This window comes from Candidatus Accumulibacter sp. ACC012 (assembly GCF_907163155.1).
Classification (GTDB): Bacteria; Pseudomonadota; Gammaproteobacteria; order Burkholderiales; family Rhodocyclaceae; genus Accumulibacter; species Accumulibacter delftensis.
Genome location: NZ_CAJQUC010000003.1, coordinates 502,277 through 528,362 on the forward strand (window position 1 = coordinate 502,277; position 26,086 = coordinate 528,362).

Here is a 26,086-nt window from a genome sequence, read left to right on the forward strand (position 1 = left end):
TTAGCCGATTTCGGCGCAGAGTGAGCGGAATACCGCGTAGCGGCGTGGGTCGATGTCGCCGTGCCCGAGCGCAGTATGCACGCTGCAGTGGGGTTCACGGTCGTGCCGGCAGTTACGAAAGCGGCACTTGCCGAGCAGCGGGCGAAGTTCGAGAAACGCCAGTGCGATGTCCTCCGACGACAGGTGCTGCAGGCCGAACTCGGTCAGACCCGGCGAGTCGATCAGCGCCGCGGCCGTGCCGAGACGGTAGAGCCGGGAATGCGTGGTGGTGTGCTTGCCGGTGTTGAGCGCTTCCGAGATCTCGCGCGTGGCTGCTCGGGCGTCAGGGATCAGGGAATTGATCAGGGTTGATTTGCCCATCCCGGATTGGCCGATCAGCAGGCTGAGATGCCCGGCAAGATGGGGCAGGAGGAGGGCGCTGTCCTGTGTCGCGGAGAGCATCATTACCGGGTAGCCGAGCTTTTCATACTGCGCCAGCGGCGCCCGGGCTGCTGCCACCCGCTCGCTCAGGTCGCACTTGTTGAGAACGATCAACACCTTGATATCCTGGCTCTCCGCAGCAACGATGCAGCGCGTGATCAACTCGTCCGAAAAAGCGGGTTCGGTGGCGACCACAACAATCACTTGCGTGACGTTGGCGGCAATCAGTTTCTGCTTGAAGTGGTCCGAGCGATAGAGCAGGGTTCGGCGCGCTTCGATCGAGCTGATCACGCCCTGGTTGGCGCTGCTTTGTTCGACGATGACCCGGTCGCCGCAGGCGATGGCGCTCTTCTTGCCGCGCGGGAAGCAGAGCAGGGTCGTGGTATCGGCCAACTCGACCCGGTATTGCCGGCCATAAGCTGCGACGACGGTGCCGGTCAGCTTCAAAACCCCGTCAGGGCCTCAATTTTGGCAGCGCAGGTGAAATCGTTGCGCGACAGGCCACCGACATCGTGCGTGCTGTAGCTGACCTTGACACGGCCGTAGCCGACTTCCAGGTCGGGGTGGTGGTTTTCGCGTTCGGCGAGGGCAGCGACGGTATTGACGAAGAGCAGCGTCGCGGCGTAGCTGGCAAAGGTAAATTCCTTCTGCAGCAGGCCACCGCCAGAAATCTGCCAATCCGGCAGGCAGGTGAGCAGACTGTCTGCCTGCGCCGGCTCGAGCAGGTGTTCACTGCCGCGCAGGGGGCGGCAATGTTCGCGGGCAAGTTCGTGTGCGGTAGTCATGGCGGCGAGATCCTCGGGTTGGCTGGGTTCACACCTGCTGCAGGCGTGCAATACGCAGCGCAGCGGGTGGGTGAGAATCGTAGAACAGCGAGTGCAGCGGGTCGGGGGTCAAGGTGGCTGCGTTGTCTTCGTACAGCTTCACCAGCGCGGCAACGAGATCGCTGGCGGAAGCCTTGTCGGCTGCGTAGCGGTCGGCCTCGAACTCGTCGCGGCGTGAGAGCAGGCTCAGCAGCGGGGTGAGCAGAAAGGTGAACACCGGCGCGGCGAGGAAGAACAGCAGCAGCCCCAGGGCCGTATTCTGCGTTTCGACACCGAGGCCGTTGAAGAACCAGCTGGCGTCAATCAGCTGCCCGAGGATGGCGAGAAAGCCGAGCGACAGCGCGAAGAGCATGGCGATGCGCTTGAGCACGTGGCGGTGCTTGAAGTGACCGAGTTCGTGCGCCAGCACGGCCTCCACCTCGAGAGGTTGCAGGCGGCCGAGGAGGGTGTCGAAAAAGACGATGCGTTTGCTTTTGCCGAAACCGGTGAAATAGGCGTTGCCGTGGCTGGAGCGCTTTGAACCGTCCATCACGAAAAGGCCCGAACTGCTGAAGCCGCAGCGGCTCAGCAAGGCTTCGACACGCGCTTTCAGAGGCGCGTCGTCGAGGGCGACGAACTTGTTGAAGAGGGGCGCGATCCAGGTCGGGTAAAGGAACAGGATCAGCAGGTTGAAGACGCACCAGAAGAGCCACACGTAGAGCCACCACAGGCTACCCATTCTATCCATCAGCCAGAGCACGGCGAGCAGCACCGGCGTGCCGATGGCGACGCCAAGGGCCGCCTGTTTCAGGAGGTCGGCGAGAAACAGCCCTGGCGTCATGCGGTTGAAGGCGAATTCTTCTTCGATGACGAACTGTCGATAAAGCGCCAGTGGCAGATCGATGATGGCCGAGATCGCCAGCACACTGAAGATCAGGGCGACGCCGTAGGGCAGGCCGTCGAGTCGTGGCGACCAGAAGTCGTGCAGGGCCTGCAGGCCGCCTCCCAGCGTCAAGGCGAGCAGCAGCGCGACTTCGACGACCAGGTCAACTCTGCCGAAGCGGGCCCGCCTTACCGTGTAGTCAGCGGCTTTCTGGTGTGCGGCGAGTTCGATGCGGTCGGCGAAGCTCGCGGGAACTGCTGCGCGGTGCGCCATGACATGCGAGATCTGGCGTTGAGCCAGCCAGAGGCGCAGGATGAAGGTCGCCAACAGGGCGGCAAGGAAGGCGAGAGAGAGAGGATTGAGCATACGAGTGTGACACAATAGTCGTTTTATCGGTTCAGGCGGATTATATGGCACAGGATGCAAATCACCTCGTTTGGCTGGACATGGAAATGAGCGGCCTGGAACCTGAGCGCGATCGCATCATCGAGCTGGCGATGATCGTCACCGACAGTCAGCTGACGACGATCGCCGAATCACCGGTGTGGGTCGTGCATCAGGACGACGCCTGCCTGGAAGCCATGGACGAGTGGAACCAGAAAACGCACGCGCGCTCGGGCCTCATCGCTCGCGTCAAGGCGTCTACTCTCGACGAGGGGGCAGTTGCAGCGGCCGCGCTGGCCTTCATGCAGGAGTACGTTGGCCAGTCGGTCAGCCCGATGTGTGGCAATTCCGTCGGTCAGGACCGGCGCTTCATGGTCAGGTACATGCCGCAGCTCGAGGCCTGGTTCCACTACCGGAATCTCGACGTCAGTACCCTCAAGGAACTGTGTCGGCGCTGGAAACCCGAGCTGGCGAAAGGCTTTGTCAAGAAGGCCGATCATACCGCGCTGGCCGATATCCGCGAGTCTGTCGAAGAGCTGAAATTCTACCGCGAGCACTTCATCAGGCTGTGAGAACACCGCTGCCGACAGTTCACTGCTGATCGCCGCCTGCTTGGCGGTTGGCGGTCGTCTTCGCTTGGCGTCGGTAGAGCTGCAGCTTTTCGTTATCGCGACGGTCACCGGGTCGTCCACCCTCCCACACTTTCTGCCAGCTGCCAGCGCCTGGCGCACCATGCGTGGTCAGCAACAGATCACATTTCTTTCCGGCGGGGCTGGTCAACGCCAGCGTGCGTATGCCGTTAAAATAGTCGAGCGAGGCGAGCAGGGAGTCGGCGAGGTTGAGTCCGGCGATGCACCCGTGCTTCTCGGGTAGTGCTTTGGCCAGCGCCGCCGACACCGGACGGTAGGTTTTTCCGTAATCGATCCAGGGCATCCAGAGGGTCGCAATCAGCAGCCAGAACAGGGTCAGGCCGGCCATCCAGTGCATGATGCCGCGCATCGGCGAGCGTGGACTGGTGACGATCAGCCAGCACCAGATCAGTGTCCCGAGCACAGCGAAGCTGACGCCCAGCAAGTTGAACTGACCGACGAAGCCCGGTTCGAGCCGAAGGGCCTGCTGTCCCAGCCTCTCCGGCCAGCCGAACACCAGTGCCGACCAGCCAATCCAGGCCAGAATGGCAAAGAAGCTGAAGGTGATCATGTTGAACCAGTCGAAGGCGTTCGCCGCACCTCGGCGCAGCGATGAAACGCCCGGGACGGCGAGCAGAACCAGCGGCGGCAGCAGCAGCAAGGCCGTCGTGCTACGTGCGCCAAGGTAGGTAATGATGGCCAGCAGGGTCACCAGGAAAGCGAAAATCGGCAAGGCCAAAGGAAGCGTGCGCAATTGCCGGCGCTTTGCCCACAGGGTCCAGCCGGCGAGCGGCAGCGCCGGCCAGGCGTACCAGGGGAGCAAACCGGAAAGGCGCGTCAGATTGAGCAGTGGCTGATTGCCGCCAGCGAACACGGCCAGCTCGTCCTGCCAGAAAGCGGCCAGGAAATCGGGTGCATCACGTTGCAAGGCACCTAGCCAGGCGCCAGCAAGCAGAGCCGCCATGAGCAGCGCGCCAAGCAGCATCACGATAGCACGCCGGCGGTTTTCGGCGCGCCAGGCGGCAAAGGCGGCCACGGGTAACAGCGGCAGCATTGCTGCCAACCCGTTGGCGAGGAAACCGAGGCCGAGAGCGGCGCCGAAGCAACACGCGCCACGCAGCGCCCGGCCGTTGAGCTGGGCAAGACCCCAGTAGGCGGCGGTGTGCGCGGTCAGTGTTGCCAGCATCGGTTGCGCTTCGTGGGCGTGGAACAGGAAGCCGATACTGCCCGCCAGCAGCAGCGGCGCTGCCGGGGCTTGCTCGCGGCCGTGCAGTTCACGTGCCGCGAGATAGATGAAGGTCAGGGCGAGGAGCGTAAACACGCCGCTGGCCAGTCGCGCCGCTTCATGTAGCGGCAAAAGCCAGGCAAACAGGTAGCTGGTTGCTCCCGCCACCCAATAGTGCAGGGGCGCGTCGGGGTAGGGAGCACCCGCCAGGCTCAGGCTCAGCCAGTGGCCGTTGCGGACCAGATCGTGGACCACGCCGATGGTCACCGCATCGTCGTTTTTCCACGGGTCGTGGCCGATCAGCCCGGTAAAAATGTACAGGACGAGCAGGATCGCCAGAGTCCAGCCACTCGGCGGTAGCGTGATCCCCTTGAATCGTTTCTGCTCCGGCCGAGCTGACATCGCTGAACTGGTGCTCATCCTCGTCTTCTGCTAACGGTCATGACATGCCGAGACACTCCAGCGCATGAAAGTCATGACCGTCCCCCTCTTCCCCCGGCCCTTCTCCCGCGAGGGGAGAAGGGAGGTTTGTGAGTCGCGTGCGCGACTTTCACATTAACGGTCATGACACGTGGAGACACCCCAAATCATGAAAGTCATGACCGTTTCCCTCTTCCCCTGCCCCTTCTCCCGCAAGGGGAGAAGGGAGTTTCGTGAGTCGCTTGCGCGACTTTCACATTAACCCACATGAAAAAGGCAGCCTTGCGGCTGCCTTTTCTGCCGACTCCAGTCGACCCTTTGGCGTGGCTTAAGCCGACTTGCGCATCGCACCGTACTTCTGGTTGAATTTCTCGACCCGACCAGCGGTGTCGATGATCTTCTGTTTGCCGGTGTAGAAAGGATGACAGGCCGCGCAGACCTCGACGTGCAAGTCTTTCTTCATTGTCGACTTGGTGGCGAAGGTGTTGCCGCAGGAGCAGGCCACCGCGAGTTCGTTGTATGCTGGATGAATGTTAGCTTTCATCGGGTGCTTCTCCTGTGTGTTCGTGCGGTCTGGCCATCGCCGGAAGAGGCGATCGGCACGAGAGCATTTTTTTGAAAGAACGCGATTATCGGTGATTTCTTGATCATCTGCAATCGGCTGATGATCGCAGTGTCGATCAGCGGCGCATCGAGTCGAAGAACTCGGCGTTGTTCTTGGTCGCCTTGATCTTGTCGAGCAGAAACTCCATCGCGTCGAGATCGTCCATGTTGTAGAGCAACTTGCGCAGGACCCACATCTTCTGCAGTACATCCGGCTTGAGCAGCAGTTCCTCACGGCGGGTGCCCGAGCGGTTGACGTTGATTGCCGGATAGACGCGCTTTTCGGCCATGCGGCGATCGAGGTGGATTTCCATGTTGCCGGTTCCCTTGAACTCCTCGTAGATCACGTCATCCATGCGGCTGCCGGTGTCGATCAAGGCGGTGGCGATGATCGTCAGCGAACCCCCTTCCTCGATATTGCGTGCGGCACCGAAGAAGCGTTTCGGCTTTTGCAGGGCGTTGGCATCGACGCCGCCAGTCAGTACCTTGCCGGATGCCGGCTGCACGGTGTTGTAGGCGCGCGCCAGGCGGGTGATCGAGTCGAGCAGAATGACCACGTCGCGCTTGTGCTCGATCAGGCGTTTGGCCTTTTCGATCACCATCTCGGCAACCTGTACGTGACGTGTGGCGGGTTCGTCGAAAGTCGAGGCGACCACTTCGCCACGCACCGAACGTGTCATTTCGGTGACTTCCTCGGGGCGTTCGTCAATTAGCAGGACAATGACCGTGACGTCCGGGTGGTTGGTGGTAATAGCGTGTGCGATATGCTGCATCATGACCGTCTTACCGCTCTTCGGGCTGGCTACGAGCAGGCCGCGCTGGCCTTTGCCGATGGGCGCGATGATGTCGATGATGCGACTGGTAATGTTCTCTTCGCCACGGATTTCACGTTCGAGTTTCAGGTGCTCGGCCGGGTGCAGCGGCGTCAGGTTCTCGAAGAGGATCTTGTTCTTCGACGCTTCGGGCACTTCACCATTGATCTTGTCGACCTTGACCAGGGCGAAATAGCGTTCGCCGTCTTTTGGCGTGCGAATCTCGCCCTCTATGGTGTCGCCGGTGTGCAGGTTGAAGCGCCTGATCTGGCTGGGGCTGACGTAGATGTCGTCGGTGCTGGCCAGATATGACGTGTCCGGCGAGCGCAGAAAGCCGAAACCGTCGGAGAGCGTTTCCAGCGTGCCATCACCGAAGATGGTCTCGCCTTTTCGCGCCTGATTCTTGAGCAAGGCGAAGATCAGTTCATGCTTGCGCAGGCGGTTCGCGCCTTCAACATTGTTGGTGACCGCCATTTCAAGTAGCTGGCTGACGTGGAGTGCTTTGAGTTCGGATAGATGCATGCGCTGGAGACGAAGAAGGGGGACACCGGGAAGGGGAAAACCAGAAGCGCCACGCGTTGTCGCGAATGAAGCGCGTACTGAACGCAGTGCGGCGAAGGCGGGAGGGGGCTACGACGATCAGGAGAGGACGTTTGGAGGATCCGCTGACGGTTCCACTGAAGGTTCAGCGCTGAATTGACTCAGCGCGGATTCTTGATTTGCTATGGGCCAGAGCTTGCACCCATCGAACCTTCGGACGCAGGGTAACGGCTTCAGAGATTGTTGTCAATGAAAGTGGTCAGTTGCAGCTTCGACAGGGCGCCCACCTTGGTAGCTGCCGGTTGGCCATTCTTGAAAATCATCAGCGTCGGAATGCCGCGAATTCCATAGCTGGCAGGCGTCTTCTGGTTGTCATCGATGTTCAACTTGACAACCTTCAGACGGCCAGCGTAATCGTGGGCAACGTCGTCGAGGAGGGGGGCAATCATCTTGCAGGGACCGCACCACTCGGCCCAGTAGTCAATCAGAACCGGCTGCTCTGACTGAAGGACATCGGCGCCGAAGCTGGCGTCGGTAACATGGTGGATGTGTTCGCTCATTAAGAAGCCTCTTGCAGGGGACTGTTGACTTGGATGGGGTGCGTAACGGAAGCGGGCCGCATGCTTGGCGGAAGCCACGAGCCGAGGGTCAGCTAGCCTGCTCATGCTAGCGAAAAAATCCCGGGAAGGGAAGTAAAGGACGCCGCCAAGCTGTCTCGCCCTCGGCAAATGGGCTATAGTAGCGCGCATCTCAATTTCCAGATCAGAGACAATGACCTACGTCGTTACTGAGAACTGTATCAAGTGCAAATTCACGGACTGTGTCGATGTCTGTCCCGTGGACTGCTTTCATGAAGGTCCAAACTGCCTGGTCATTGATCCGGATGAGTGCATTGATTGCACGCTGTGCGTCCCGGAGTGTCCGGCGGAGGCCATCTTCGCCGAGGACGATGTGCCCGACTCGCAGCGCGCCTTCATCGCGCTCAATGCCGAGTTGGCCAAGAGCTGGCCGGTCATTGCCGAGCGCAAGGAACCTCCGGTCGATGCCGACGAGTGGAACAACCAACCGGACAAGCTGAAGCTCCTCGAACGCTGAGTCGCAAGCGGAGCTGGGCAACGCTTGCCGTTGCAAACCCTGTGGTGCCCGTGGCCCGTGCGCTGGAATCTTGCCTGCTTCCTGCGTGCGTTGCGCTGCGGACTGTCGTCCGGCGGCTGTATCGATTCGACATTCCAGATTCCGATGCCGGTGCCGCTTGCAGTGCAGTTCATCAGGCTGTAAAAATCCCTTAGAATTAACCTGGATGTTGCATAAAGAGGGCGAGTAAGCACGTAAACATTTGATACAATTGGAGTTCTATAGAAACCAGTTCGTAAAAAATGCCTACCACTACTCGCCCAGCCTTGGATTTTACCCCGGAACAACTCCACCTCCCGCCCGCTGCGGGCTTCACGGTTCGCGCCGATTTCAGCGCCGGTGAGGTGTCCTCGGACCTGGGCGCCTTGGTGCTGAGCGCCGTCGATCGTCGCATCGGCCTGATCGATCGCCTGACCGGGGCGATTGCCGATTCCCGCGATCCTCGTTACATCACCCACCCGCTGCGCGATTTGCTGACGCAGCGCGTCTTTCAGATTGCCTGCGGCTATGAGGACGGCAACGACGCCAACGCCCTGCGTCATGACCCGCTGTTCAAGCTGGCAGCCGGGCGGGCACCGCTCGATGCCGAGCAGGCGCTGGCCAGCGGTGCCACCTTCTCGCGTCTGGAGGGCGCCGTGCGACGAAGCGACATCTACCGACTGGCGCAGGCTCTGGTCGAGCAATTCATCGCTGGCTACGCCGAAGCGCCGCGCACGATCACGCTGGATCTGGATCACACCGACGATGCCACCTATGGCCAGCAGGCCCTGTCTTTCTACAATCACCACTACGGCCACCACTGTTACCTGCCCTTGTTGGTGTTCGAGGCCCACTCCGGCGCTCTGGTGAGCGCCGTCCTGCGCCCCGGCAAACGCCCGACCGGCGCCGAGAACGCCATGATCATGAAGCGGGTGCTCACCGTGTTGCGGCGCCACTGGCCGCAGACCCATATCCTGCTACGTGGCGACGGCCATTTCTCCAATCCCGAGTTGATGGCGTTGATTCAGGCCGATGGCAATGCAGATTTCATCTTCGGCCTGGCCGGCAACCCGGTCCTCACGCGCCAGGCCGAGGGCTTGATGAAGAACGTGCGCGCACACGCCGCCTTGAATCGGGCGCTGGCCGCCCGGGGCCTGCGCCCGGCCGCCGCGGCGGTGCGCCATTTCGGTGAATTCGACTACCAGGCGCGCTCCTGGCCGCGCGCCTTCCGGGTGGTGCTCAAGGCCGAAGTCCTGACCGGTAGCGCGATCACGCCTGCCAAGGACAATCAGCGCTACGTGGTCACCTCCTTGCGTGGCCCCTCGCCGCGGACGCTTTACCAACAGGACTACTGTGGCCGCGGCCAGGCTGAGAATTTGATCAAGCAAGTGAAAAGCGATCTGAAATCGGATCGGACATCCGCTTCGTCCTTCCTCGCCAACTTCGCTCGCCTGCTGCTGAGCGCCGCGGCCTACGTTCTGCATCAGCAACTGCGCCACCTGGGGCTGCAAGGCACGCCGTTGGCGACGGCACAGCCCAAGACCGTCATCCTCGCGCTGTTCAAGATCGCCGTCCGCGTCAAACAGTACAAGGACCGGGTGCTGCTGCAGCTACCCAGCAGTTGCCCGCTCAAGGGGCTGCTGGCACAGCTCTGCAAGAGGCTTTACCCCGCCAAGCGGATGCGCCCCATGCCGGCTTCGCCATGAACACGCCACGTCTGGCCCACGAGAGGCAGCCACCCACCCTGACCATCAACCACTTCTCACGCTTCTCCCCGCTTGCGGGGTCGGGGGAACTATCGCCTGGAAATCGAAAAATGCGTAGTCAAGCCCCGGGGGAGGCACAGGGCAGCGTTTGTGCAACATCCGGGCTAGCGCTCTTCGCAGCGCTCAACAGCGGATGGAAAAGCGCCGATCCGTGAGGGCCCGGCGTTCGGCTGTCCAATAATCACCCTGGGAAGCCGAGTGCAGCGCCCGGAGTTGCGAATCGACACCCGCAATCGCCTGGTCAATCGCTGCACACTCACGACTCCTCGACTTCTGCACGGGCTTCTCAAGCTGACTCAGACGCGATCTTTGTTGCGCCTCGCCACGCAAGCTTGCGGCTTCCATTTCGTCGGCGATCGCTTTGCTCTGCGCAAGACTGTAGCCGGGTCTCGATGGCGGACCGGCAGGCCAGACCTGCACTTCGCTTTCATTGTTGGCGCAGGGATGGTCGCGAAAGGCGCTACCGTTCGGCCCCTTGCATTGGTAGATGAAAGAAACGGCAGGTCGTGCATGATCGTCTGCACGAGCGGTCGGCTCCGGTCGTGGGCGGCTTGATGATGGCGGGGCGACGAGCGGCGATGGCGAGTTGGTGGGCGGCGTTTGGTACGGGCTCGCCGCCTGCCGCTGGTTGGTCGTTTCGCCATACTCGAAAAGCAGCCAGGCAGCGACGACGACGCCCAGAGCCAAGGTCAATGCGACGATTCGCGCCGGTGCAGCGGACAAGTGTGTCTCCACGGATGAGGCAGGGGTATGGCGATCGTAGGCCTGGCGACACGAACGCGCAAGCTCTGCCGACGCGCGCGAAACGCTCTTCTGTCGCCGCTTGCCGCCGTTAGCGATGGCGATCGGTCGCCGGGCTCGAAAGCTCAAGCCTCGTACCTCGACGACGAGCCGATGATCGCGGCGTCGATCGTTTGCATCGGCGAGAGCGAGGCTTGTTGCTCGCTGCGCAAGCCATCTTGCTCTTCGCGCCAGCCTCTATTCTGCGTTGCTCAGCCCGATCAGCGTGGCGGCGAAGCACTTTGCTCGAAGCGCGTCACAACAAAGCGTCCCGGCAAGGCTCCGAGCTGCGCGCGCCAGCAAAAAAAGCTGGCCCGCCAGCCGCTTTGCTCGACAAACCGAGCAGCGAGCTTCGCACGGCATGATTTTTAGTCTGGCGCGCCAAGCAGAAAGGCTCGCGCGCGTCGTCGAGAAGCTCAAACCTGAGGCTATTTTTGCTGTGCATTGAAGATCGACGCCTGGCCTGCGGACCATTTTGCCTTGCGGCCCGTGCTTTTCTGCTTGCCCAGCGAAGCTCATTCGCTTGCGCTCGGCAATCTGAAGCTTGCCGTCGAAGCTCGGAGCCTTGCGCCTGAAGCTCCGATGCTTGCATGCCGAGCGCGAAGCCTGGCGCGGCTCTCAGGGAGCAGCGACCGGGCTCGGTTTGCGCTTGCGGCTATAGCGAGCGGCCACCGTCTCTTTCAAGGCATCGAGCCCGGCGCCCTTGCCGAAGACCTTGGCCAGCGCATAACCCTCGAGCGCGACGTTCAGGATGTCGCTACCGAGCGCCATTTCGGTGTCGTCGGCGCGCGCCACCAGCTGCCGCAGGCTGGACAGGTGTGGTCGCAAGAGATCAAGGTTATAGAGATCGCGCTCGGCTTCGGCGAGATCGAGTTCCGGCGGGATAATCTGCTTGTTCTGCGCCAGGACCATCAAGGTCTGCCGGCAAAACGCTTCCGACCTGTCGCCCATCTTGGTCAGGCGGCGCCGCTGGTCGACCGAGAGTTCGATCAGGCCGCCGAGTTTCTCTTGCAGGGTATTGATCGCGGCGGCTATCGCCACCACGTCGTCGTGGCTGATATTCAGTGATACGAGGTTCTGGCTCATGAGATTGTCTCCTTGATAAAAAGACGAAAATCAACGGCGCGCCGGCAGTATCCCGCGCTCCCAGTGGGGGCGTCAACAGGCTGTGCTCCCAAGCGCGGCGGCGAGGCGGCGTCGTGGCTCGAGGACAGGCGCAGCGGCGCTAGAAAAAGGCAAGTACCGGGCTTTGGCTCCAGTGACTCGTGATTGACCAGGGCGGACGGGCACCCGGCAAGCTCGCTTGCCGGTGGATGGCCGCGTTGTCGTAGGATCGCCGAATAGCGTCTTTCGGCCAACTGCTGCCGGTCGTCGTGTCTGCAGACCACCCATTTGCGAGGCTGGTTCGCTCGGAAGCCTGCCGGAGAGCCTAAGCGTACAACTCGGCCGAAGCAGCTGACCGAGGCTTTTCCGAACACATAAAGGGTAACGCTCGTCGCGATCCCCATGGCATGCCGCAGAGTATGCGCTATTGCAAAATAGCGTGCTTCGCGGGCACTATACGAAAATCCTTTGAGGTATGATTCTTACGCTTATGAATCTTAGCGCACCTTTACACAGTCTTGCTTCAGACGCTGCAGCAACCCTGGAGGGCACTACAGCTCGCTGTGCAGCAGCCAATTTCCGCTGGGAACAGGCGGTTTCCATTGAGCGCGCGGACGAATACAACGCTTATGCCGGCGACGTGACCGCCCATAAGGAGTGGCAGGGGGAGCACAAAGGCTACCTCCGTTCCTTCGTCCAGGTTGCCAAGGATCACCCAAGGGCTTCGGAGTCCTTCATGGCCGTCAGCAGCATGGCGCATCTGAAGGAGGACTTGGATAACACGTATCTGCTGCGCCTGGAATCCCTGGATCGTATGGTCAATAGCGCGCTGCTCGGCTCGGCAATCGGCGAGAACTTTTGGCTGCGCTTTTTCAATTCACAAAAGGATCTGCGCAAGGACAAGCTATCCGGTGCCGACGAGAACTTGCGCAGTGAGTTCGTGGATCAATGGAATGAGCTGCGCGAGCAAGCCCGCCCCATGTTTGCCACCTTCCTTAACGACTTCGGTGGCGACCTGAATGCCTTCGTCAAGACCGACTGGCCCCATACTCTGCGCGACCGTCTGGGCTTGACTCATTGGCCCAGCATGCCGGCGAAACCGCTCCCGGTCGCCTTGCTCTGCTACACGCTGGACGAGGTGCGTCAGGCGCGGTTGGCCGTCACCAAGAAGGGGGCTGTTGCCAGCTTTTCCCGCCCCACGGTGCTGGATACGGAAATGTCCGCCGCCTTCGTCCCGGCACCTCTGCTCGTGGGGGGTGAAAGCTACGGCTACACGCTGGATTTGGCGAACACCGGGGCTCCCGCCGCCTTTACGCCGGAATTGCTGACTTTCCCCATCGACTACTTGCCCAAACACATCAAGGCCTTGGGTTTCATCTCGCGCGCCCATGCGCTCCAGACCGATACGGCCGTGCTCGATGCGCGCAACCGCCATGTACGGGGCTTGCAAGGTCTGCCCGATTGCGGTGGCTACGGCGAGGTGCTGGCGTGAGTTGGCAAGACTGGGCAGAGCAACTGCGCCAGGCACCCGAGCAGGCCGTGGCGGACCTGCTGCGCGGCGCGGCGGACGCAGCGCCTTTCGAGCGGCTGGAACCGCACGAATTTCTGCTCGCCGTGTTGCCGAGAACCAGCCGTCTCGTATCGCGCGCCCTGCTCGGCGAGCCGGCCTCATCTTCGCCTGACCCTGATCCCAGCGCCGACCTGCTGGCCCTGGTGGATGCCGGTTTGTCGGCCTGGCTGCTCGCCCAGCGCCAGGCCGCTCCACCGCCCACGAGAAAACTCGGCGCCTACACGGCCCAGGTCTGCGAAGCCCTGCAATGGCCGTTGTACTTCTCCTTGCCGCGAACTCGCGCCGCCTTGCTGACCGAGCGCGCGCACTGGCTCCATTGCCTCGCCTCGCTCACCCTCTCGGCTTACCGCGACCCGGAATACGACTACTGGCAGGTGCTGGCCGCGCACCAGGACGACGACGGATTTCAGTTTTTCTGGCAGACCTTCGTGGTCGAGGCCGGGCGCCTGCGCTCCCGGCGTTACCTCAACTTGGGCCTGCTCGCCTTGGCCCGGCTGCCCCTGTCGGAAGATGACAGCCTCCGCAATCTTCGCCTGCAAGTACAGGCCCTCGTCAACCGCTACCAACGCCGCAAGGGTTGGGGCATGCCGGCCCTGGAAGACCTGGCGGGCAGCCTGCGCGCCGTCATGGCACGCAATCTCAGCATGGGTGCCGACAACTACCGGGCCTTCCTGACTGAGTTGCTTTCCCCGCTGGGCGACGACAAGACCGCGTCGGTGCTGAGCTTGCTCGGGCTGGCCCAGGCCACGCGACGGTATGGCCCTCCCACGTCCAGTTCCGTCTACAAGCTCGAGCCGCCTAGCTTAACTGATGCGACCAACGACGCCGTTCAAGCCGTACGCCGCTCCGGCATTCTGGCACAGGCCTGGAAGGCGATCTATCCCCTGCTCAGCGCCCACGAGGACTATTTGCACAAGACCGGCGATGCCTACTATTTCGTGCGCACTCTGGACTGCTGCGCCCGTGCCCTGTGCGCCAAGTACACGCTGCGCGATCCGGAAATCCAGGCCCGCCTGTTCCAGTGGATTCACCTGGCCCTGCGCCTGGACGCTGAAGATCCCCGACTGTGGATGCTGTGGCAACTGGCTTTGCGCCAGGCCGGCCAACCGCAGCGCGCCGCGTGGGTGCTGTGGGAGATGACACGGCGTTTTCCCGAACAGTTGCCCTGCCGGGTGGAGCTGGCCCGTTTGCTGGCCGACTCTCAAGCCCCCGACGACCAGTCCCATGCGCAGCGCCTGTTGCAGCAAGTGCTGCTGTCGGATCCAGACAATCTCCATGCCCACTCCACCCTGGCCCAGCTAGCGATCCGCCGGCAGGACTGGGAGCAGGCCCTGAAGCACGCCCGGCAGGGCTTGCGGATTGATCCCAGCAATCAACCTAGTGCCCTCTTGCTGGCGACCGCCCTTGCCCGCCGCAATGGGCCGGACGATTTGCCGACGGCCATTGCCCAGTTGCAGGGTTTCGTGACCCGCTATCCCGGCAATCTGAACGCTGAAGGCTACCTTGGCAGGCTGTTGCGAAGGCAGCAGATGCCGGGAGAACGGTTTTCTCAAGAGGAAAACGAAGAGGCCGCTGGCGCAGCTGTCGCCACGCCACCTGAAACTGATCCTGCCTGGCGTGCCTTTGCGGACTCGTTGCGTTCGCGGGCAATCTCGTCCGACACGATTGATTCGAGCGTCAGTTCGTCTGATGTGGATCGGGTATTGCTCTTACCCCAAGCCCTGCGGCAGGCAGTGGTGCTCTCCCGTTGGGATGCCGATGTGCTTGAGCGTTACGATGCGGCCACCCAGCAGGAATTTCCGTTGGAGTCCCGGCTGTGGCGTTATTTGCAGACGCTACATTCCGAGTCGACGAGCGCAAGCGAGCGCACGCGCGCCCGGCACGCCGTTCAGACCTGGCTTGATGGCGAGCAACGCGCCCTCAGCCAAGACGCCCCATCCTGGCTGCCTTACCTGCACCAGCACTGGCAGGCCTTGAGCGGCGCTACAGCCACCCCATCGGCCGGCGCGGAATGGCTCACGGAGTTACTGGATCGCTATCAGCCGCTGCCAGCACCTTTGTTTGCGTGAAGCAATGGGAGTCATAGCGCGCGAAAAAGTGTTATTGCCGGTTTGGCAAACCTGCTACTTCTGAGTAGCCACACTGCCATCTGCCCACCCTCCTCTTGCAGGCCGGCAAGGGCCGGGTACTGGCCGATGCGTTCGAGGGCCAGCGCGAGGATCTTGTCGGCTTCATCCTTCATTTTCGACAGACTGGGAAAGCCAAAGCGATGCACGTCGCGCAGCGTCCGATCGACGGCGAGCAGCTTGCCGACGCTAATCAGGGCACGGCCAAAGCCCTTGTGCGTGAGGTGCAGCAGGGGCACGGCGAGCAGTTTGCGTTCCTGCTCGATGAGCACCGCGATGGCGTTGTAGAAGGCTGGCCCGGGCAGAGTGCGGCAGAACTAGCCCGGATGTTGCACAAACGCTGCCCTGTGCCTCCCCCGGGGCTTGACTACGCATTTTTCGATTTCCAGGCGATAGTTCCCCCGACCCCGCAAGCGGGGAGAAGCGTGAGAAGTGGTTGATGGTCAGGGTGGGTGGCTGCCTCTCGTGGGCCAGACGTGGCGTGTTCATGGCGAAGCCGGCATGGGGCGCATCCGCTTGGCGGGGTAAAGCCTCTTGCAGAGCTGTGCCAGCAGCCCCTTGAGCGGGCAACTGCTGGGTAGCTGCAGCAGCACCCGGTCCTTGTACTGTTTGACGCGGACGGCGATCTTGAACAGCGCGAGGATGACGGTCTTGGGCTGTGCCGTCGCCAACGGCGTGCCTTGCAGCCCCAGGTGGCGCAGTTGCTGATGCAGAACGTAGGCCGCGGCGCTCAGCAGCAGGCGAGCGAAGTTGGCGAGGAAGGACGAAGCGGATGTCCGATCCGATTTCAGATCGCTTTTCACTTGCTTGATCAAATTCTCAGCCTGGCCGCGGCCACAGTAGTCCTGTTGGTAAAGCGTCCGCGGCGAGGGGCCACGCAAGGAGGTGACCACGTAGCGCTGATTGTCCTTGGCAGGCGTGATCGCGCTACCGGTCAGGACTTCGGCCTTGAGCACCACCCGGAAGGCGCGCGGCCAGGAGCGCGCCTGGTAGTCGAATTCACCGAAATGGCGCACCGCCGCGGCGGCCGGGCGCAGGCCCCGGGCGGCCAGCGCCCGATTCAAGGCGGCGTGTGCGCGCACGTTCTTCATCAAGCCCTCGGCCTGGCGCGTGAGGACCGGGTTGCCGGCCAGGCCGAAGATGAAATCTGCATTGCCATCGGCCTGAATCAACGCCATCAACTCGGGATTGGAGAAATGGCCGTCGCCACGTAGCAGGATATGGGTCTGCGGCCAGTGGCGCCGCAACACGGTGAGCACCCGCTTCATGATCATGGCGTTCTCGGCGCCGGTCGGGCGTTTGCCGGGGCGCAGGACGGCGCTCACCAGAGCGCCGGAGTGGGCCTCGAACACCAACAAGGGCAGGTAACAGTGGTGGCCGTAGTGGTGATTGTAGAAAGACAGGGCCTGCTGGCCATAGGTGGCATCGTCGGTGTGATCCAGATCCAGCGTGATCGTGCGCGGCGCTTCGGCGTAGCCAGCGATGAATTGCTCGACCAGAGCCTGCGCCAGTCGGTAGATGTCGCTTCGTCGCACGGCGCCCTCCAGACGCGAGAAGGTGGCACCGCTGGCCAGCGCCTGCTCGGCATCGAGCGGTGCCCGCCCGGCTGCCAGCTTGAACAGCGGGTCATGACGCAGGGCGTTGGCGTCGTTGCCGTCCTCATAGCCGCAGGCAATCTGAAAGACGCGCTGCGTCAGCAAATCGCGCAGCGGGTGGGTGATGTAACGAGGATCGCGGGAATCGGCAATCGCCCCGGTCAGGCGATCGATCAGGCCGATGCGACGATCGACGGCGCTCAGCACCAAGGCGCCCAGGTCCGAGGACACCTCACCGGCGCTGAAATCGGCGCGAACCGTGAAGCCCGCAGCGGGCGGGAGGTGGAGTTGTTCCGGGGTAAAATCCAAGGCTGGGCGAGTAGTGGTAGGCATTTTTTACGAACTGGTTTCTATAGAACTCCAATTGTATCAAATGTTTACGTGCTTACTCGCCCTCTTTATGCAACATCCAGGCTAGGCAGAGTTCGGCAAAAGCACGCACAAGTGCATCGACAGGCATGCCGCCAGGCCCTAGACTTGGGCAGACATTCAAGCGGAGCGGATGATGAAGCTGATCTCTTTTCTGGGCAGCGTATGGGCAGCGGTCCTCATCGGACTGGCGTCGTTCAGCGCCAATGCCGCCGAAATCGTCATCGGCCAGGTTGCCCCGTTCAGCGGCCCGCTGGCGCCGACCGGGCTGTCGATGCGTGCCGGCGCCCAGTTGTACTTCGACGCGGTAAACGCGAGCGGAGGAATTCACGGCGCCCAGATCCGCCTGATCTCCAAAGACGACGGCTACCAGACCGCGGACACCATTCGCCTGGCGCGCGCAATGCTGAAGGACGAGCGTCCAGTGGCGTTCTTCGGTTTCGTCGGTACCGGCAACGTCGAAGCCATTCTCGAAAACGGGGTGCTCGGCGAAGCGGGCATTCCGCTGGTCGCCGTGCGCAGCGGCGCGGCATCGCTGGTTCAGCGCAACGACCCGCTGCTGTTCATGACCCGCGCCACCTATGCCGCAGAAGTGGACAAGATCGTCGGTCAGTACGCCACCACCGGCTACAGCAGCTTCGCCATCCTCTACCAGGACGATGCCTTCGGACGCGACGTGCTGGTCAGCGCCGAGCGGGCAATCAAGGAAGCCGGCGGCTCGCTGGTGGCCACCGGCTCGTACGCGAAAAACACGACCGACGTCGGCGCGGCGGTGAAAACGATTGCCGCCGCCAAACCGCAAGCGGTGATCATGATCGCCAACACCGCGGCCAGTTCCGAGTTCCTGAAACAGTCACGCGAATACGGCAACTTCGCGCAGTACGTCGCGCTCTCGGTCACCGACGCCGCACAGGTCGTCAAGCGAATCGGCGCCGACAAGGCCGCCGGACTGGTCCTCACCCAGGTGGTCCCGAATCCGGACAGCCCGACGATTCCCTTGATCAAGGAGGTCCAGAACAACTTCGCGAAGTTCAAACCGCAAGACGTGACCGTCAATCACACCCTCGTCGAAGGCTATCTGGGCGCCAAGGTGCTCGTCGAAGCCCTGCGCCGTGCCGGCCCAAACCCCAGCCGCCAGAAAGTTCGCGAAGCCCTCGAAACCATGAAAAACTATGACGCTGGCGAAGTGTTCATCAGTTTCTCCGCCAACCGCCATACCGGCTCGCGCTACGTCGATATCACCATTCTCAATCAGGCCGGCAAGCTGCTGCACTAAGGCAGGCACGCAAGGATGCGGCGCGGCGACGCAAGGACACGGCGCCAGACTTCGAGTAGCCGCCGCAGGACGCCGCTAACGGTCATGACATGGCGAGACACCCCGGATCATGAAAGCCATGACCGCCCCCCCTCTTCCCCCAGCCCTTCTCCCGCAAGGGGAGAAGGGAGTTTCGTGAGTCGCATGCGCGACTTTTACATTAAGGCGATTTCTGTCAAAGAACATACCATCCTGCTTGTCTTTTCGCCCGTCTTCTGTGTTGCGACAACAGTTACATAGTTCGACTATGCGCCTGTTGTCGCGCCTTGAAGCCGACCGAAAATCCGGCGCAATCTGCTACGTTCTTTTCCGGCAATCGCCTAACGGAGCGGCTAGCGGAAACTGCTGGCGACGCTCGGCCGCCAGCGCAACTCAGTCGTCGTCGTCGAAGTCGCCGTCGTGGGTGTGACCATGGCTGATTTCTTCGGCAGTGGCCGGGCGAATATTGGTCACCGTACAGGTAAACACCAGCGCCATTCCGGCCAAGGGGTGGTTGCCGTCGAGAACGACCTTGTCGTCGGCCATTTCAGTCACCCGATAGATCAGCACGTCCTCGTCGTCGTCCTCGTCGTCGGCGCCCTCGGGGACTCCTTCAAACTGCATGCCAACCTGCAACTCCTCCGGAAACTGCGCGCGCGGCTCGACCTGAACGAGCGCCGCGTCGTACTCACCGAAGGCCTCGTCCGGCTGCATCTTGACCACCACCGACTCGCCAACCTTCTTGTCCTGCATCGCTTCTTCGATCAGGGGAAAAATGTCGTCGTAGCCCCCGTGCAGATAGACCAGCGGCTCCTGACCCGCATCGACCAACTCGCCCTCGAAATCGACGACGCTGTAGTCAAGGGTGACCACGGTATTCTTTGCAACTTGCATGTTCATGAATTAAGTTCCTTCACCACGCGCAACATTTCGAGCGCGTGGCCTTTGGCGGTCACCCCGTAAAGCACGAGACGAAGAACGCCTTGTTTGTCGATGACGAAAGTCGAGCGGACGATACCGTACTTCCTGGCACCATTCACTTCTTTCGCCTGCCAGACACCGTAGCGCTTGCACGCGACCCCTTCGCTATCGGAAAGGAGAGAGACCGAAATTCCGTGTTTGTCTCTGAATTCGGCGTGCCTGATGCAGTCATCACGGCTAATGCCGATGATCGTGCAATCGTGACGCGCGAACTGATCCTCATGATCCGAGAAATCGGTCGCCTGCAAGGTGCAGCACGGCGTGTCATCTCTCGGGTAGAAAAAGAGAATGACATTACTCTTGCCCTGAAACTGGGCAATATCGATAAGCTCCATGTCCGCATCGGGAAGGACGAACATCGGCGCTGCCTGTCCTGCTTTCAGCATGGTGACCCCTCATAGACCCTTGCCGCCCGTATGCGAGCAAACGAGAGACGCTGATTCTAACCAAGCTTCCGGCAACTGGCCACAAGAAAGCAGTGCCCGGATCGCGCTACAATGAACTCTCGACGAAGAGGCTCACTGCCTCCATACCCGCCAGGCACGCCTCAGACATCTTCCCCTATCCAAACGATCCAAACGATCCAAACGATCCAAGCGATCCAAGCGATCCAAGCGATCCCAGCGGCGCGCGGAGCTGAAGGATACCCGCCAAGCTCGTGCGCCGCAAACCCGGAGAGCGACACCATGACTTCCTTGCGACCTTTGCTGCACGCCGCCCCCCTGCTGCTCCTGCTCTTCGCCATGCCGGCAACGGCAGCAACGAGTGACGAGGCCATGCTCACCACCATCGAGCTTTCCGCCGAGGCCGCACGACCGGCAGCCAATGATCTGACGCGCGCCTCGGTTTTTGCCGAAGCCAGCGGCGCGACAGCGAGCGAACTGGCCAATCGGGTCAATAGCCAGATCAGCGACGCCCTGAAGACCGCCAAAGCCTACACCCACGTCAACACGCAAAGCGGCGCCACCCACAGCTATCCGATTTATGCCAAAGACAACAAGATCGAAGGCTGGCGGATGCGCTCCGAGCTGACTCTGGAGTCGCGCGACAGCGCTGCCCTGTCCGAGCTTCTCGGCAAACTCCAGACCTCGCTGGGCGTCGCCAACCTGATGCTGCTGCCAAGCCCGGAAGCCAGGGAAGAGGCCGAAAGCAAGGCCATCATCGACGCCATCGCGGCCTTCAAACTGCGCGCCAAAACAGTCGCCGACGCCTTGGGAAGGAGCTACCGGATCAAGCTGCTGTCGATCAACAGCAACGGTCGGCCCGCCGGCCCGCCGATGATGCGCGCGGCCGCCATGGCCGCCGATGCCACAGCGATGCCGATCGAGGCCGGCGAGACGCAGATCCGGGCGACAATTTCAGGCCAGATCGTGCTCACAGAATAATCGGAACGGCGCCGCGACTGCCAGCGCGCAGCGCCCGCCCTTACCGTGCAAGTCGCGTACGCGACTCACGAAACTGCCTTCTCCCCCTGCGCGAGAAGGGCCGGGAAAGAGGGGGACGGTCATGACACTTAGTGCTTGACTGGTTTTCCCGGAACAGCCGTCGCGGCGACGGCAAGCTTGCCAGCCTTCGCGGCAACGGCTGGCGCGGCCCGAGGCCGATCAGGAATCTGCACGAAAACTTCGTCCTGCTTGACCATCCCGAGTTCGAAGCGGGCACGCTCTTCGATCGCGTCGTAACCCTGCTTCAGGTCGTGCGCTTCGGCGTCGAGGCCGGCGTTGCGCATCTCGAGGCTCTGGTTGATTTCCTTCTGTTGCTGCAACTGCCGGCCGACATCCCATACCCGCAGCCACCCCCCCTTGCCGATCCACAGGGGCGCCTGCAGCAAGGCGATGACGACCACTAACCCAAGAGCAAGCCAACGCACGGTGCGGGACTTCTATGGCGCTGGCAGGTCAGGACAGATTGTAGAAGGCGTCGCGGCCCGGGTAACCCGCCGTGTCGCCAAGATCCTCCTCGATACGCAGCAGCTGGTTGTACTTGGCGATGCGGTCGGAGCGTGACAGCGAACCGGTCTTGATCTGCAGCGCGTTCATGCCGACGGCGATGTCGGCAATGGTGCTGTCCTCGGTCTCGCCCGAACGATGTGAAATGACTGCCGTATAGCCAGCACGCTTGGCCATTTCGATGGCCGCGAAGGTCTCGGAGAGGGTGCCGATCTGATTGATCTTGATCAGGATCGAGTTGCCGATTCCCTGCTTGATGCCTTCCTTGAAAATCCGCGTATTGGTGACGAAGACATCGTCGCCAACGATCTGTACGTTCTTGCCAAGCCGAGCGGTGAGCACTTTCCAGCCGTCCCAGTCGTTTTCGGCCATCCCGTCCTCAATCGAAACGATCGGAAAACGGTCGGCGAGATTGGCCAGATAATCGGTCAGTTCGTGCGCGCTCAACTGCAGGTTCTCGCCCTTGAGGTGATAGCGCCCCTCCCTGTAAAACTCGGACGCCGCGCAATCGAGACCAATCAGGACGTCTGCGCCGGGAGCATAACCGGCATTCTCGATCGCCGTAACAATCAGTTCCAGCGCTTCCGCGTGGCTGCCAAGATTGGGAGCAAAGCCACCTTCGTCGCCGACAGCGGTCGAGAAGCCTTTCTTGTGCAGCAATTTCTTCAAGGCGTGAAAGACCTCGGCACCGCAACGCAGCGCTTCGCGAAACGAAGTCTGGCTGACCGGCAAAATCATGAATTCCTGGAAATCGAGGCTGTTGTTGGCGTGTTCGCCACCATTGATGATATTCATCATCGGCACCGGCATCTGCATCGGCCCGGAACCGCCAAAGTAGCGGTAGAGCGGCAGGCCCGATTCCTCGGCAGCGGCTTTGGCAACAGCCATCGACACCGCGAGCATGGCGTTGGCGCCGAGACGTGCCTTGTTGTCGGTGCCATCGAGATGAATCAGCGTCTGATCGATGAACGCCTGTTCCTGGGCGTCGAGGCCGATGATGGCCTCTGAAATCTCGGTATTCACGTTTTCGACGGCTTGCAAAACGCCTTTACCCAGATAGCGCGCGGCATCGCCGTCACGCAATTCGATGGCTTCACGCGACCCGGTCGAAGCGCCAGAAGGCACCGCTGCCCGGCCCATGACGCCGGATTCGAGAAGGACATCACATTCGACAGTAGGGTTGCCGCGCGAGTCGAGAACCTCGCGGGCGACAACATCAACGACAGAGCTCATGATCTTTCCCTTTTTTGCAAAAATACTAAATTGGTAATCCCTCGACGAGCAGGATGTTCACTTCTGCCACATTCTTGCGTGCGGCGCGTGCGACCTGATACTCGGGAGAATGATAGAACTTCCTGGCCTGTTCGAGCGAATCGAATTCGACGATCAGCAAGCTTTCGGGTTTCGACCAGCGGCCTTCAAGAACCTCGAGACGACCACCGCGAGCGCGATAGCGACCGCCGTACTGTGTTATCGCTGCCTGCCCCAACGGAGAGCTTTCGTAGGCCAACGGATCGGTAACTTTCGCTTCCGCCAGCAGATAGGCTGCCATTAACGCAACTCCTCGAAGCCGGCCGCCTTGACCAAACGGTCGAGCGCCACCAGCGTCGTCAGCAGGCTCTCCATGCGCGCCAGCGGCCAACTGTTCGGCCCGTCGGAGAATGCCTTTTCGGGACAGGGATGCGTTTCCATGAACAGCCCGGCAACCCCCACCGCCACCGCCGCCCGCGCCAGCACCGGAACGAACTCGCGCTGACCACCAGAGACGCTCCCCTGGCCACCCGGCAACTGCACGGAATGGGTGGCATCGAAGACGACCGGGCAAGCGCTCTCGCGCATGATGGCCAGGCTGCGCATATCCGAGACCAGATTGTTGTAGCCGAAGGATGCGCCGCGCTCGCAAACCATGATGGTATCGGCGCCAGGCGCAGCATCGCGGGCCTTGGCGACCACGTTGCGCATGTCGGCTGGCGCGAGAAACTGCCCTTTCTTGATGTTTACCGGCTTGCCGGCGGCGGCGACGGTCTGGATGAAATCGGTCTGCCGGCAAAGGAAAGCGGGCGTCTGCAGCACATCAACCACGCTGGCAACAGCGGCGACGTCTTCCTCTCGATGCACATCGGTGAGCACCGGAACACCAATCTGGCGGCGCACTTCCGAGAGTATCTGCAGACCGGCGTCGACGCCCGGGCCTCGCGCCGTCCGACCCGAGCTGCGGTTGGCCTTGTCGTAGGAGGCCTTGAAAATGTACGGTAAGCCGAGACGCGAACAGATTTCCTTCAGCTGCCCGGCAATATCGATGCACAAGGCCAGCGACTCGGCAGTGCACGGGCCGGCAATCAGAAACAGGGGCTGGTCGACGCCCGCCTCAAAGCCGCAAAGCTTCATGACTTGGCCTGGTAAGCCGCGGCGGCGAGGACGAATGAAGTGAACAAGGCGTGCCCCTTACGCGGCGACGAGGTGAATTCCGGGTGAAACTGGCAGCCGAGGAACCACGGATGGGCGTGCGGGCCAGCGGTCGGCAACTCGACAATTTCACAAAGCTCGGTGATCGGTGCTCGACCCGAGACCACCAGGCCACTCTCTTCCAGCTTGCCGAGCAAGGTGTTGTTGACCTCGTAGCGATGGCGATGGCGTTCAATGATCTCCGCCCGGCCGTAAATCAGACGCGCAAGCGTGCCGTCGCCGAGCTTGCATAGCTGGCCACCAAGACGCATGGTGCCACCCAGGTCGGAATTCTCGTCGCGTTTTTCGAGCCGGCCCGAGGCGTCCTGCCACTCGGTGATCAAAGCCACCACCGGGTACGCAGTATCCTGGTCGAACTCGCTGCTGTGCGCGCCGTTCATGCCGGCGACGTGGCGTGCAAACTCGACGACGGCCAGCTGCATGCCGAGGCAGATGCCGAGAAACGGGATGCCGCCTTCGCGGGCGTGGCGAATGGCAGCAATCTTGCCTTCGGTCCCGCGGCGCCCGAAACCACCAGGAACCAGGATCGCATCCATACCCTGCAAGGCAGCGCAACCCTGACGCTCGATTTCCTCGGAATCGATGTAGCTGATCTTGACCTTGCTGTGCGTGGCGATGCCGGCATGGACCATGGCTTCGGTCAGCGACTTGTAGGATTCGGTGAGGTCGACGTACTTGCCGACGAAAGCGATATTGAGTTCCCGCTGCGGGTGCTCGAGGGCGTGCACAATGGTCTTCCAGACGCTGAGATCGGCCGCTTTGGCGAGAATCCCGAGCTTGTGGCAGACGATCTCGTCGAGCATCTGATCGTGCAGCATCGCCGGAATCTTGTAGATCGAGTCGGCATCTCGCGCCTCGATCACCGCCTCGCGCTGGACGTTGCAGAACAAGGCCATTTTCCGCTTGTCGTCTTCGGGAATCGGCCGATCGGTACGGCACAGCAGGATGTCGGGCTGGATGCCGATTTCGCGCAACTCCTTGACCGAGTGCTGCGTCGGCTTGGTTTTCAGCTCACCCGCCGTCGGAATGTAGGGAACCAGCGTCAGGTGCATGTAGCAGGCGTTGTTGCGCCCTTCCTGCAGACCCATCTGGCGAATCGCTTCGAGGAAAGGCAATGACTCGATGTCACCGACCGTGCCACCGACCTCGATGATCGCCAATTCGGCACCTTCGGCGCCGCGCCGGATGTGGGCCTTGATTTCGTCGGTGATGTGCGGAATCACCTGCACCGTCTTGCCGAGATACTCGCCGCGCCGCTCCTTCTTGATCACCGATTCGTAGATCTGGCCGGTGGTGAAGTTGTTGCGCCGCTCCATGCGCGCATCGGTGAAGCGTTCGTAATGGCCGAGGTCAAGATCGGTTTCGGCACCGTCCTCGGTGACGAAGACCTCGCCGTGCTGGAACGGACTCATCGTTCCCGGATCGACATTGATATAGGGGTCAAGCTTGAGGTTGGTGACCTTGATCCCGCGAGACTCGAGAATCGCTCCCAGGGATGCGGCCGCGATGCCTTTGCCGAGCGACGAAACGACGCCGCCGGTGACGAATACGTATTTGATCATGGAGTGGGCTACAGCGGGAAAGCCAGATTGTAGCGGAAAACACGCCCTCCTCAAACCTCATCGAGGACGGCTGAGAACCGGGCCGAGCATCACTTCGGGCCGTCAAAACGGCCCTCGCCGGCACGCATCAGCGAATAAACTCGCGGCTGACCTCGCGAAAAATTTCAGTCCCGGCCTGCCCCAACCATTCGAAGGCGACCATTTCACGCGACACGATGTCGGCGCCGTGCGCACGCATGCGCGCCAGCGCCAGCGCCTTGTCGGTACTTCGCCGCGACCCGACCGCCTCCTCGACGACGAAGACACGGCGGCCGGCGGCGATCAGATCGAGCACCGTCTGCTGGACGCAGACATGCGCTTCGGTGCCGGCAACGACAAATTGCGCGCGATCGCCACCAACCGCCCGCAAGAGGGCACCCTCGGCGACAGCGGAGAAATGCATCTTCTCGATGCGGCAGGCGTCCGGCAGCAGAGCGCGCAAAGACGGCATGGTCGGTCCCAGGCCTTTCGGATACTGTTCCGTGCAGATCACCGGGACGCCCAGACGCTGCGCCAGTCGAGTCAGCCAGGAACTGGCTTCAAGGACGGCTGCAGCGTCGTGGATTGCCGGGTAAAGGCGCTCCTGCAAATCAACCAGCAGCAAAGTGGAACGTTCGGCATGAATCAACATTTCCCTCTCCAGACGACAGGCG

General features: G+C 61.7%; 25 protein-coding genes and 1 pseudogene. 7 read left to right on the plus strand and 19 right to left on the minus strand.

Annotation, left to right across the window (positions count from 1 at the left end; genetic code table 11):
• Genes rsgA through QZ648_RS05545 form a run of 3 tightly spaced genes read right to left on the minus strand, consistent with a single transcriptional unit; the run spans nucleotide 1 to nucleotide 2,472 of the window.
• Nucleotides 1-867, minus strand: a complete 867-nt coding sequence (gene rsgA, locus QZ648_RS05535) for a ribosome small subunit-dependent GTPase A (RefSeq protein ID WP_169068157.1) — start codon at nucleotides 865-867, stop codon at nucleotides 1-3.
• Nucleotides 864-1,205, minus strand: a complete 342-nt coding sequence (locus QZ648_RS05540) for a 4a-hydroxytetrahydrobiopterin dehydratase (RefSeq protein WP_291996359.1) — start codon at nucleotides 1,203-1,205, stop codon at nucleotides 864-866. Before QZ648_RS05540 ends, rsgA begins: the two co-directional genes overlap by 4 nt.
• Nucleotides 1,206-1,233: 28 nt before the next feature.
• The gene (locus tag QZ648_RS05545) at nucleotides 1,234-2,472 is read right to left on the minus strand and encodes a M48 family metallopeptidase (RefSeq protein WP_291996360.1); all 1,239 of its coding nucleotides are present in this window, start codon (nucleotides 2,470-2,472) and stop codon (nucleotides 1,234-1,236) included.
• Between the two features lie 44 nt (nucleotides 2,473-2,516).
• Here QZ648_RS05545 and orn point away from each other — a divergent pair, with 44 nt between their 5' ends.
• Entirely contained in the window at nucleotides 2,517-3,062 is a 546-nt protein-coding gene (orn, locus tag QZ648_RS05550) for an oligoribonuclease (RefSeq protein ID WP_169068155.1), read from the plus strand.
• 19 nt (nucleotides 3,063-3,081) lie between these two features.
• On the opposite strand, the gene QZ648_RS05555 is transcribed toward orn, so the two are convergent.
• From QZ648_RS05555 to trxA, 4 genes are all read right to left on the minus strand, one after another.
• On the minus strand, nucleotides 3,082-4,764 hold the full coding sequence (locus QZ648_RS05555; protein ID WP_291996361.1) for a glycosyltransferase family 39 protein: 1,683 nt from the start codon (nucleotides 4,762-4,764) through the stop codon (nucleotides 3,082-3,084).
• Nucleotides 4,765-5,092: 328 nt separating this feature from the next.
• Nucleotides 5,093-5,308: a 50S ribosomal protein L31 gene (gene rpmE / locus QZ648_RS05560; protein WP_169068153.1), complete on the minus strand. Its 216-nt coding sequence runs from the start codon at nucleotides 5,306-5,308 to the stop codon at nucleotides 5,093-5,095.
• Between the two features lie 136 nt (nucleotides 5,309-5,444).
• Nucleotides 5,445-6,701, minus strand: coding sequence for a transcription termination factor Rho (gene rho, locus QZ648_RS05565; RefSeq protein WP_169068152.1), 1,257 nt, complete (start codon nucleotides 6,699-6,701; stop codon nucleotides 5,445-5,447).
• 251 nt (nucleotides 6,702-6,952) lie between these two features.
• Entirely contained in the window at nucleotides 6,953-7,279 is a 327-nt protein-coding gene (gene trxA / locus QZ648_RS05570) for a thioredoxin TrxA (RefSeq protein ID WP_169068151.1), read from the minus strand.
• A gap of 211 nt (nucleotides 7,280-7,490) precedes the next feature.
• On the opposite strand from trxA, the gene fdxA reads away from it, so the two are divergent.
• Together fdxA and QZ648_RS05580 are read left to right on the plus strand one after the other, a co-directional pair.
• Complete coding sequence (gene fdxA, locus QZ648_RS05575) at nucleotides 7,491-7,814, plus strand: ferredoxin FdxA (RefSeq protein ID WP_169068150.1); 324 nt, start codon at nucleotides 7,491-7,493, stop codon at nucleotides 7,812-7,814.
• Nucleotides 7,815-8,095: 281 nt separating this feature from the next.
• Nucleotides 8,096-9,538 (plus strand): IS1380 family transposase, encoded by a 1,443-nt coding sequence (locus QZ648_RS05580; RefSeq protein ID WP_169068687.1) that lies wholly within the window; start codon nucleotides 8,096-8,098, stop codon nucleotides 9,536-9,538.
• A 183-nt stretch (nucleotides 9,539-9,721) separates the two neighbouring features.
• Here the strand turns inward: QZ648_RS05580 and QZ648_RS05585 are convergent, their stop codons facing one another.
• Together QZ648_RS05585 and QZ648_RS05590 are read right to left on the minus strand one after the other, a co-directional pair.
• A complete protein-coding gene (locus QZ648_RS05585; RefSeq protein ID WP_291996362.1) occupies nucleotides 9,722-10,321 on the minus strand; it encodes a hypothetical protein in 600 nt (199 codons plus the stop codon).
• Between the two features lie 675 nt (nucleotides 10,322-10,996).
• A complete protein-coding gene (locus tag QZ648_RS05590) occupies nucleotides 10,997-11,464 on the minus strand; it encodes a hypothetical protein (protein WP_291996363.1) in 468 nt (155 codons plus the stop codon).
• A 508-nt stretch (nucleotides 11,465-11,972) separates the two neighbouring features.
• Between QZ648_RS05590 and QZ648_RS05595 the strand changes: the two genes are divergently transcribed.
• Both QZ648_RS05595 and QZ648_RS05600 read left to right on the plus strand, forming a co-directional pair.
• Nucleotides 11,973-12,974 (plus strand): hypothetical protein, encoded by a 1,002-nt coding sequence (locus QZ648_RS05595; RefSeq protein WP_291996364.1) that lies wholly within the window; start codon nucleotides 11,973-11,975, stop codon nucleotides 12,972-12,974.
• On the plus strand, nucleotides 12,971-15,121 hold the full coding sequence (locus QZ648_RS05600; protein WP_291996365.1) for a tetratricopeptide repeat protein: 2,151 nt from the start codon (nucleotides 12,971-12,973) through the stop codon (nucleotides 15,119-15,121). The genes QZ648_RS05595 and QZ648_RS05600 overlap by 4 nt, the downstream gene beginning before the upstream one ends.
• Before the next feature lie 98 nt (nucleotides 15,122-15,219).
• Here QZ648_RS05600 and QZ648_RS05605 read toward each other — a convergent pair.
• Both QZ648_RS05605 and QZ648_RS05610 read right to left on the minus strand, forming a co-directional pair.
• Nucleotides 15,220-15,471: pseudogene (locus tag QZ648_RS05605) on the minus strand (DUF269 domain-containing protein); the annotation flags it as partial.
• 192 nt (nucleotides 15,472-15,663) lie between these two features.
• Nucleotides 15,664-17,106, minus strand: coding sequence for an IS1380 family transposase (locus QZ648_RS05610; RefSeq protein ID WP_169068687.1), 1,443 nt, complete (start codon nucleotides 17,104-17,106; stop codon nucleotides 15,664-15,666).
• Between the two features lie 172 nt (nucleotides 17,107-17,278).
• Here QZ648_RS05610 and QZ648_RS05615 point away from each other — a divergent pair, with 172 nt between their 5' ends.
• Entirely contained in the window at nucleotides 17,279-18,418 is a 1,140-nt protein-coding gene (locus tag QZ648_RS05615) for an ABC transporter substrate-binding protein (RefSeq protein WP_291996366.1), read from the plus strand.
• A gap of 411 nt (nucleotides 18,419-18,829) precedes the next feature.
• Here the strand turns inward: QZ648_RS05615 and QZ648_RS05620 are convergent, their stop codons facing one another.
• Together QZ648_RS05620 and QZ648_RS05625 are read right to left on the minus strand one after the other, a co-directional pair.
• Nucleotides 18,830-19,330: a peptidylprolyl isomerase gene (locus QZ648_RS05620; protein WP_169068169.1), complete on the minus strand. Its 501-nt coding sequence runs from the start codon at nucleotides 19,328-19,330 to the stop codon at nucleotides 18,830-18,832.
• 2 nt (nucleotides 19,331-19,332) lie between these two features.
• The gene (locus QZ648_RS05625) at nucleotides 19,333-19,803 is read right to left on the minus strand and encodes a peroxiredoxin (RefSeq protein ID WP_169068142.1); all 471 of its coding nucleotides are present in this window, start codon (nucleotides 19,801-19,803) and stop codon (nucleotides 19,333-19,335) included.
• 300 nt (nucleotides 19,804-20,103) lie between these two features.
• On the opposite strand from QZ648_RS05625, the gene QZ648_RS05630 reads away from it, so the two are divergent.
• Nucleotides 20,104-20,802: an SIMPL domain-containing protein gene (locus QZ648_RS05630; RefSeq protein WP_248595592.1), complete on the plus strand. Its 699-nt coding sequence runs from the start codon at nucleotides 20,104-20,106 to the stop codon at nucleotides 20,800-20,802.
• A 128-nt stretch (nucleotides 20,803-20,930) separates the two neighbouring features.
• Here QZ648_RS05630 and ftsB read toward each other — a convergent pair whose 3' ends face one another.
• The 6 genes from ftsB to QZ648_RS05660 form a co-directional block, all read right to left on the minus strand.
• On the minus strand, nucleotides 20,931-21,287 hold the full coding sequence (ftsB, locus tag QZ648_RS05635; RefSeq protein WP_291996367.1) for a cell division protein FtsB: 357 nt from the start codon (nucleotides 21,285-21,287) through the stop codon (nucleotides 20,931-20,933).
• A gap of 28 nt (nucleotides 21,288-21,315) precedes the next feature.
• The gene (eno, locus tag QZ648_RS05640) at nucleotides 21,316-22,599 is read right to left on the minus strand and encodes a phosphopyruvate hydratase (RefSeq protein ID WP_169068143.1); all 1,284 of its coding nucleotides are present in this window, start codon (nucleotides 22,597-22,599) and stop codon (nucleotides 21,316-21,318) included.
• Nucleotides 22,600-22,624: 25 nt separating this feature from the next.
• On the minus strand, nucleotides 22,625-22,918 hold the full coding sequence (locus QZ648_RS05645) for a DUF1330 domain-containing protein (RefSeq protein WP_169068144.1): 294 nt from the start codon (nucleotides 22,916-22,918) through the stop codon (nucleotides 22,625-22,627).
• Nucleotides 22,918-23,754 carry a 3-deoxy-8-phosphooctulonate synthase gene (gene kdsA, locus QZ648_RS05650; RefSeq protein WP_169068145.1) on the minus strand — a complete coding sequence of 279 codons (837 nt, stop codon included), beginning with the start codon at nucleotides 23,752-23,754 and terminating at the stop codon, nucleotides 22,918-22,920. Before kdsA ends, QZ648_RS05645 begins: the two co-directional genes overlap by 1 nt.
• Nucleotides 23,751-25,394 carry a CTP synthase gene (locus tag QZ648_RS05655; protein ID WP_169068146.1) on the minus strand — a complete coding sequence of 548 codons (1,644 nt, stop codon included), beginning with the start codon at nucleotides 25,392-25,394 and terminating at the stop codon, nucleotides 23,751-23,753. The genes kdsA and QZ648_RS05655 overlap by 4 nt, the downstream gene beginning before the upstream one ends.
• 127 nt (nucleotides 25,395-25,521) lie before the next feature.
• Nucleotides 25,522-26,064 carry a hydrolase gene (locus tag QZ648_RS05660; RefSeq protein WP_169068147.1) on the minus strand — a complete coding sequence of 181 codons (543 nt, stop codon included), beginning with the start codon at nucleotides 26,062-26,064 and terminating at the stop codon, nucleotides 25,522-25,524.
• Nucleotides 26,065-26,086 lie beyond the last annotated feature (22 nt).

Coding starts and splice junctions, on each gene's coding strand:
- QZ648_RS05655 (WP_169068146.1), bottom strand. CDS start 25,394: ATGATCAAATACGTATTCGTCACCGGCGGCGTCGTTTCGTCGCTCGGC.
- QZ648_RS05620 (WP_169068169.1), bottom strand. CDS start 19,330: ATGCAAGTTGCAAAGAATACCGTGGTCACCCTTGACTACAGCGTCGTC.
- QZ648_RS05545 (WP_291996360.1), bottom strand. CDS start 2,472: ATGCTCAATCCTCTCTCTCTCGCCTTCCTTGCCGCCCTGTTGGCGACC.
- QZ648_RS05580 (WP_169068687.1), top strand. CDS start 8,096: ATGCCTACCACTACTCGCCCAGCCTTGGATTTTACCCCGGAACAACTC.
- QZ648_RS05615 (WP_291996366.1), top strand. CDS start 17,279: ATGAAGCTGATCTCTTTTCTGGGCAGCGTATGGGCAGCGGTCCTCATC.
- QZ648_RS05590 (WP_291996363.1), bottom strand. CDS start 11,464: ATGAGCCAGAACCTCGTATCACTGAATATCAGCCACGACGACGTGGTG.
- orn (WP_169068155.1), top strand. CDS start 2,517: ATGGCACAGGATGCAAATCACCTCGTTTGGCTGGACATGGAAATGAGC.
- QZ648_RS05625 (WP_169068142.1), bottom strand. CDS start 19,803: ATGCTGAAAGCAGGACAGGCAGCGCCGATGTTCGTCCTTCCCGATGCG.
- QZ648_RS05660 (WP_169068147.1), bottom strand. CDS start 26,064: ATGTTGATTCATGCCGAACGTTCCACTTTGCTGCTGGTTGATTTGCAG.
- fdxA (WP_169068150.1), top strand. CDS start 7,491: ATGACCTACGTCGTTACTGAGAACTGTATCAAGTGCAAATTCACGGAC.
- trxA (WP_169068151.1), bottom strand. CDS start 7,279: ATGAGCGAACACATCCACCATGTTACCGACGCCAGCTTCGGCGCCGAT.
- QZ648_RS05555 (WP_291996361.1), bottom strand. CDS start 4,764: ATGAGCACCAGTTCAGCGATGTCAGCTCGGCCGGAGCAGAAACGATTC.
- rpmE (WP_169068153.1), bottom strand. CDS start 5,308: ATGAAAGCTAACATTCATCCAGCATACAACGAACTCGCGGTGGCCTGC.
- QZ648_RS05630 (WP_248595592.1), top strand. CDS start 20,104: ATGACTTCCTTGCGACCTTTGCTGCACGCCGCCCCCCTGCTGCTCCTG.
- QZ648_RS05645 (WP_169068144.1), bottom strand. CDS start 22,918: ATGGCAGCCTATCTGCTGGCGGAAGCGAAAGTTACCGATCCGTTGGCC.
- kdsA (WP_169068145.1), bottom strand. CDS start 23,754: ATGAAGCTTTGCGGCTTTGAGGCGGGCGTCGACCAGCCCCTGTTTCTG.
- eno (WP_169068143.1), bottom strand. CDS start 22,599: ATGAGCTCTGTCGTTGATGTTGTCGCCCGCGAGGTTCTCGACTCGCGC.
- QZ648_RS05610 (WP_169068687.1), bottom strand. CDS start 17,106: ATGCCTACCACTACTCGCCCAGCCTTGGATTTTACCCCGGAACAACTC.
- rho (WP_169068152.1), bottom strand. CDS start 6,701: ATGCATCTATCCGAACTCAAAGCACTCCACGTCAGCCAGCTACTTGAA.
- QZ648_RS05540 (WP_291996359.1), bottom strand. CDS start 1,205: ATGACTACCGCACACGAACTTGCCCGCGAACATTGCCGCCCCCTGCGC.
- QZ648_RS05595 (WP_291996364.1), top strand. CDS start 11,973: ATGAATCTTAGCGCACCTTTACACAGTCTTGCTTCAGACGCTGCAGCA.